Source organism: Candidatus Neomarinimicrobiota bacterium (assembly GCA_041862535.1).
Classification (GTDB): Bacteria; Fidelibacterota; Marinisomatia; order SCGC-AAA003-L08; family TS1B11.
This window is the reverse complement of sequence record JBGVTM010000107.1, coordinates 1-3682: the sequence shown is the minus strand read 5'-3', so window position 1 is coordinate 3682 and position 3682 is coordinate 1. Positions and strand designations below refer to the sequence as shown.

Below are 3682 nucleotides of genomic sequence, written 5' to 3'. Positions count from 1 at the left end.
AGGGCTTCCTCAAGAAAATCGGCCTGCTGGTGTAGGAATGGGAGGCTTTATGTCGAGGGGCAAGTGATGCCATCGGCGCTCACTTCACAGGAGAACCTTCTATGACTGAACATATTCCCATCATCCTGCGCGCCGATTTTCCCGGCGGCAACGGCGATGATCCGGTGGAGGTGCAGCCGGACCACTGGCGCGTTGAGCCACAGGGCGACCTGATCTACGGTCCATGGTATTACCTAGAGGTGGAAAACCCCACCGACCGCGACCGGGAGGTCCGGCTGGACGTGACGGGCATCCCGGATGTGCCCGGCATCGTTACCCAGGCTGACCGGCCGGTCTACCGCGTAGGCGAGAGCCCATGGTTCCCGCTCGACTTCAGCCGGGTGCAGATTGTGCCCAGTGAGCGGCTGCGCCGCTTCGAGGAGCCTATTGTCTGGTTTTGGGAGCGCGAGGAAGAGGTGCCGCCCGACCGGTGGCGCGACTTTCCCACTGTGGAGGCGCATTTGCAACTGGCCGTGCCGGCTCACGCCCGCATCCGTGTCGCAACCACCTACCCCTATCTCAATAGTGAGCTGCAAGCTCTGATCAATTGGGTCACCCATCTCCCCGAGGCGCAACGCCGGCTGGTGCGGGTCGAGACGTATGGTCGCAGCGAGCAGGGGCGACCGCTGGTAATGTTCGTCCTAACCGACCCGGACATTCCCCACAACCAGAAGCAGGTGCTTGCCATCACCGCCCGGCACCATCCAGCGATGGAAGATTCAGGCTCCTGGTGTGCTGAAGGCTGCATCGAGTGGCTGCTGTCTGGCCATCCCCGTGCTAATGCGGCGCTGGCGGGTTGGGAGGTGATCGTCATGCCGTTGGTGAACCCTGATGCCGTGGAGGCCGGGCGCCCGCACTACAACGCGCACGGCGTAGACTTGTTCATGGACTACGCGGAGCGCCGCTCGGCCGAAGTGCGGGCCATCATGAACACACTCGACAGGTTCCAGCCCGACTTCTTCATGGATTTACACGGCTGGATTTTGCACCAGAAAGGCCAACCACCTTACGACGGCTCGTACCTGGACTTGCTGAACAGCCTGCCCTGGGACAATGCCACCTACCAGGCAATGGCCGATTTCTGGAAAGAACGTATCTATGGCTTCGCCTCGTATGTGCTCTACCGCAACATCTTCCCCAATTGTAGCGCCGGCGCAGCGTACTGGGAGTGGCACACCCTGGGTATCGTCACCGAGATCAACCCCGGCGGCCACAGCCTGTTCCAGCTTAAGCTGCGCGCCGTGGACAACCTGGTCGGCGCCTTGGAGCTGCTTGAGCGGCATTGGCCTGGCTACCCTGGGCCGGGCGTGCCAAACCGAGAGATCGCGCGCGCGGAGAACGTGAGCTTGTTCGCCTGGGGTCCCAATCTAGAGGCCATCCGGGCCAGCCGGGTTGCGCTATGGCAGGCGCGAGGGGACATCACGCTAGAGGTTCTGCCCGGGCGGGTGATCGTGCGATGCGGGCAGCCGCTAGCCGTGCCAGCAGGAGTGCGATTGCCGGCGGCGGCCGAGCGCGCCACGGTCACGGTAAACAATGCTCCTGCGCCCGACACCCTAGCTACAGAGGACGGCTGGCTCTTCGTGCCGGTGACGCTGGATGGTGGCCCGGTCACTATAGTCGTTGACAATCCGTGAATTCATAGTGTTGCCTGAACTCACCAGGGCTCTGGACCATGCCGAGTACAACGAGTTTCGATTACACCCTCAAGGACGCACAGGCCATGTCTGTGACGCCGGTAGAGCCTGCCGATTTCGATCTGGGCCGCTATGAAGCGCACGCCCTGGCCGCCGATCAGCGCTACGCCGAGTTCTTACGAAAAAAGGAGGGCATTGCCGTCTGGCAACGAGTGCGGGTGGGCGAAGTGTTTCGCGACGGCTGCCGGGACATGCAGCAGTCGCTGCGCTGGCAACTGGGTGGATTGGCCAAATCTCTGGCATACGCTACCGATGCGCCTACTTACTTGGAGCCCTGGTACGGTATCGGCATCACCGCATCAGCCTTTGGTGCCGATTACGACTGGCCCGAAGGCCAGGCCCCGGTAGTGAGATATCTCTACAAGTCCATCAAGGACGTCCCCGAACTGCTGCCGGGTGACTTCGGCCAGGTGCCAATTATGAGGCACACGCTGGAAACGATCGAGTACTTCTTGGAGGAGACTCGCCGATGCGTGCCTATCTCCTGGACGGATATCCAGTCCCCGCTTAGCGTGGCTGCCCAACTGGTAGACATCAGCGAATTCTTCCTGGCGTTCCACGAGGCACCCGACAAGGTCAAGGAGATGCTGGCAGCAGTAACGGACGCCATCATAGACTTCACGCAGAGGCAAAGTGAGCTCATCGGCGACACACTGGCCCGGCCCGGGCACGGATTTGCCAGCTCTTGCGCCGGCACCGGTATCGGTCTCAGCGACGACAACCTGGTGATGATCTCGCCGCGCATGTACGAGGAGTCCTGCGTTCCCAATGACACCCGGATCGGCGCTCACTTCGGTGGCACGGCTATTCACTCTTGCGGCAACTGGACCAGATGGATCGAGGCCGTCAGGGAAATCCCCAATCTGACTATGGTTGACGGTGCGTTCAGCCCCCAGACCGATCCGGGCCACAATGACTGCGAAGCCTTCCAGGATGCGTTCGTGGACACCGGCGTCATTGTGCAAGCACGCATTGTCGGTGATTCCGACGAGGTGCTGGAACGTGTAAAGCGCTTGTGGACACCTGGAACGAAGCTGATGGTGGTTACCTATGTGGAGGATCCATATGTGCAACAGCAACTGTACCAAGACATTCATCACCTCTGTGCTTGAAAGACCACCAGCCGTCCCCAAGGTGGCCTCTATGACACCCATCACCGCCAGGGAATTCCTGCCTGTTGAACTCGTCTTCAACCCTAATTGGTGGTATCACACGGCGGGTATTTCATTCGACGAGTCATTCTACTTTGACGCCGAAACGCGCATCCAGAACGACGTGACCATGCGGCGCGTGCTCTCCACCCGCCAGGGCATAAAGATGGTCATCAGAGAAATGAAGATGCTCTTGCCTATGTTCCCTTCGACTCGGGCTTGATCTTTACCTTCTTTACGGCTGAAAAGGACCCACAGCTGAATGAGGGGGCCTCACTCCCTTCACTGCTCCCGGTGATCCTCAATTCACCAAGCGCAGAGATTCTGTAGCTCCGCTGCAGTAAACAGGCCATGCTGGGACCCCTCGCCCAGCGGTCAAATCCTGCCCAACAGCGGCTCTTCAGGCCGGTGCATTGACCTTTGGCGCAGATCCGATGTTCTCACCTACATGCACCTTTGACTGTCCAGCCCACGAAGGTGGGCCTCGCAACCGTTGCCGCGACTTCAGTGGTCGGCGTTGGCCAGGCCGTGAAATTCCCCTTTGAGCGTCGGGTAGAGTCGCCGGTAGCGCTCATAACATTCCTCGTAGCGTTTCACTTCTTCCTCACCCGGTAAGGCCGCCTCTCCGTAGCGGACGGCTCGGGCGCAAGCTTCATCGGCCCCAGCGTAGAGACCGACTCCTATCCCCGCCAGGAGGGCCGCGCCCAGGGCAGCCTGTTCCTCGTTTTCCACGCGGATGACCTCTACTTGAAAGACGTGGGCCATGATCCTCCGCCAGAGGGGGCTACGGGCCCCGCC

Annotated in this window: 4 protein-coding genes; 3 read left to right on the top strand and 1 reads right to left on the bottom strand. The window is 60.6% G+C overall.

Annotated elements, in window-relative coordinates:
• The first annotated feature begins 101 nt into the window (after positions 1-101).
• The 3 genes from ACETWG_04110 to ACETWG_04100 are packed head-to-tail and all read left to right on the top strand — an operon-like array spanning position 102 to position 3107.
• The gene (locus ACETWG_04110; GenBank protein MFB0515774.1) at positions 102-1673 is read left to right on the top strand and encodes a M14 family zinc carboxypeptidase; all 1572 of its coding nucleotides are present in this window, start codon (positions 102-104) and stop codon (positions 1671-1673) included.
• Between the two features lie 38 nt (positions 1674-1711).
• Entirely contained in the window at positions 1712-2845 is a 1134-nt protein-coding gene (locus ACETWG_04105) for a uroporphyrinogen decarboxylase family protein (GenBank protein ID MFB0515773.1), read from the top strand.
• Positions 2846-2876: 31 nt separating this feature from the next.
• On the top strand, positions 2877-3107 hold the full coding sequence (locus ACETWG_04100) for a hypothetical protein (GenBank protein ID MFB0515772.1): 231 nt from the start codon (positions 2877-2879) through the stop codon (positions 3105-3107).
• A gap of 281 nt (positions 3108-3388) precedes the next feature.
• Here ACETWG_04100 and ACETWG_04095 read toward each other — a convergent pair.
• Positions 3389-3682, bottom strand: a 294-nt coding sequence (locus tag ACETWG_04095) for an FGGY-family carbohydrate kinase (protein MFB0515771.1), incomplete at its 5' end; no start/stop codon positions are given.